The organism is Thauera sp. AutoDN2, assembly GCF_051280715.1.
Taxonomy (GTDB): Bacteria; Pseudomonadota; Gammaproteobacteria; order Burkholderiales; family Rhodocyclaceae; genus Thauera.
Genome location: NZ_JBNCAR010000083.1, coordinates 1 through 2,326, shown reverse-complemented (window position 1 = coordinate 2,326; position 2,326 = coordinate 1). Strand labels below are relative to the sequence as shown.

2 protein-coding genes are annotated in these 2,326 nt (G+C 57.7%); one reads left to right on the top strand and one right to left on the bottom strand.

What is annotated here, in order from left to right:
• Positions 1 to 375: 375 nt before the first annotated feature.
• Positions 376 to 1,056: a hypothetical protein gene (locus ACPT9U_RS17520; RefSeq protein WP_282811710.1), complete on the top strand. Its 681-nt coding sequence runs from the start codon at positions 376 to 378 to the stop codon at positions 1,054 to 1,056.
• Between the two features lie 102 nt (positions 1,057 to 1,158).
• Here ACPT9U_RS17520 and tnpC read toward each other — a convergent pair.
• On the bottom strand, positions 1,159 to 2,326 hold a 1,168-nt coding region (gene tnpC / locus ACPT9U_RS17515; RefSeq protein ID WP_435751893.1), incomplete at its 5' end, for an IS66 family transposase.

The window sequence follows — 2,326 nt, the reverse complement described above, 5'->3', positions numbered from 1 at the left end:
CTCGGGTTTCCATGACAGACTCCTTGTTGTTGATCGGAGTCTGATTCTTGAGCCCGTGGCGTGCGGCGGCTATCGGGGAAGATGCCCACAGCGTACTATTCGGCCAGAAGCTGTCGCTGACCACCCAATCCCGATAGCAGCCATCCGGGCGAGGCGCTATGCTATCCGCCTGAGCGTACATGGGCCGATAACGTCGATGGCTTCGTTCTTCTGTCGTGTTATTTTTCCTTGCGGATATTTTCTGATTTCAAGCAGAAGTTTGCATGGCATATCATCCGGCGCTCCAGTTTTATGCGGCGGAGTTGTCGGCGGAAAAGTCTTAGCATCTAACCTCACTCATCTTAGTCTTCGTTGTGGAATTTATGGAGCCAATAAATGAATGCTTTCAGGGTAATTGCCGCAATTCTGATAATTGGGCTTCTAACAAAGCCGCTTGGCTTTATACCCGCTTCGATTTTGGCGGCGATAGTCATGGTTCTAACGGGCTTCTTTCAAACGAAGTCTGTAATTGATGGAGTAGAGGTGGCGGCTGACAGTGAAAAGGCCGCGATACCCTCTGCGCGCGAGGAGAAGCCGCTAAGCTTCACGCCTAGGGACATGAGCGTTCGAGACTCTTCTGAGTCTATAAAAGGGCGCGCGCCCATATCTGATAGCGTAATTGTTGCATTGACTTTCTTGACGGCCATTAGACAAGCTGAGCTTGGCCAGAATGAGGCCGGCGTTACTCGGCGCTCTATTTTCGAGAACGCAACGAAAACGTTCAAGCCATATCTTCAAACCGGCCTCAGTAGTCGGGAGGTAGAGTATTTAAACCACGGAATTGATGCACTCATTGATTGCCGACTAGCTGGAGAAGAGAATGGAAAAATATATTGGACTCAGGGAGGTACGATAATTTCGGCCTATTCTATCGCTCATCAAAATTCACCAACTTTTGAGGAAGATATCAAAGACCATAAAGTCTTGGATGGTCTACTAGAGAGCATCGGCCGAGATAAAAGGTTTGTCTCTTATGATCAGTGGGTGAAAACACAACCGCTCACTCAGGACATTTAGATTGAGGTAGCTAATAAGAATAGGCTCTCAATGGCGTATCAACAGATTTTTGATGCCGAAGGTGATAGAAGCCAAGTAAGCGCTCACCCAGCGGCGTCGTTGCTAACCAGCGCGCCTTGAGATATCCGAGCGCAACGGCGCTTTCCCGAAGTGCTGCTTCCACAGTCTGGGCGTGAGTTGCGCGACGTCGGCGGCCGGATGCTGGCCGACGCGCTGCAGTACGTCGACAAGATAGTCGTACGGATCGACTTCATGCAGCCGACAGGTCGCAATCAGGCTCTGGACGACGCCGACGTGCTGGGCGCCGAGCTCGGTCCAGCTGAACATCCAGTTTTTCCGACCGATCGGAATCGGCCGTAGCGCCCGTTCGAGGTGGTTGGTATCGATCGGCACATCCGGGTCGGCCAGGAACACTTCCAGTGCCGCTCGTCGCTTGTGCGCGTAGATCAGCGCCTTGGTCAGCGGGCTGCTCGGCAGCAGCCCCTGCGCGTCCAGACGCTCCTGCACCCAGGTGAAGAAGGCCGTAACGATCGGACGGGCGTGATCGAGCCGGTACTCGCGCTTGGCCTCGCTCTTGAGCTTGTCGTCGCGGATCTTCGCTTCGACCGCGTAGAGCGCGCCGATGAACTCGAGCGCCTTGGCTGCCAACTCGGGTTCGGCCGCTTCGGCGTTGATGAATTCGCGCCGGCAGTGCGTCCAGCATTGCGCGTGCGTGAGCCCGGTCTTGCTCGCGTAGGTCTCGTAGGCGCCATAGCCGTCCGAGAGCAGCACACCCCCTTCGGTGGGTTTGAGCCCGAGCACCTTCTCGACGTTGCTGTGCGCGCGGCTGTCGAAGAACGGGAAGCAGATCTCGTGCAGCTCGCCATAGACCGGCCAGAAGTAGCAGGCCTTCATCTTGCCCGGGCTGGCCCGCCCGGCCTTGATCGGGGTCTCGTCCATGGCCTTGACGCGGCTGGCCCGGATCGACGCGAGCTGCGCCTCGTAGATCGGCGTGAGCAGCGCGGCCGCCTGCGCAGCCAGCTGCGTGAGCCAGGCGCGGCTGACCGTGATGCCCGCATCGGCCAGGCGCTGATGCTGGCGGTACAGCGGCAGGTGCCAGGCGAACTTGTCGAGCAGCAGCCCAACCAGGAAACTTACGTCGGCGCGGCTGCCCTCGATCACCCCGGCGGGCGCCGCCGGGCAGTGGATCGTCTGCGTGTCGCGGCGCTTGATGACCGGGCGCACGTACTTGAGGATCACGTAGCTGCCCGGGCGCTGCGCCAGGCGATGG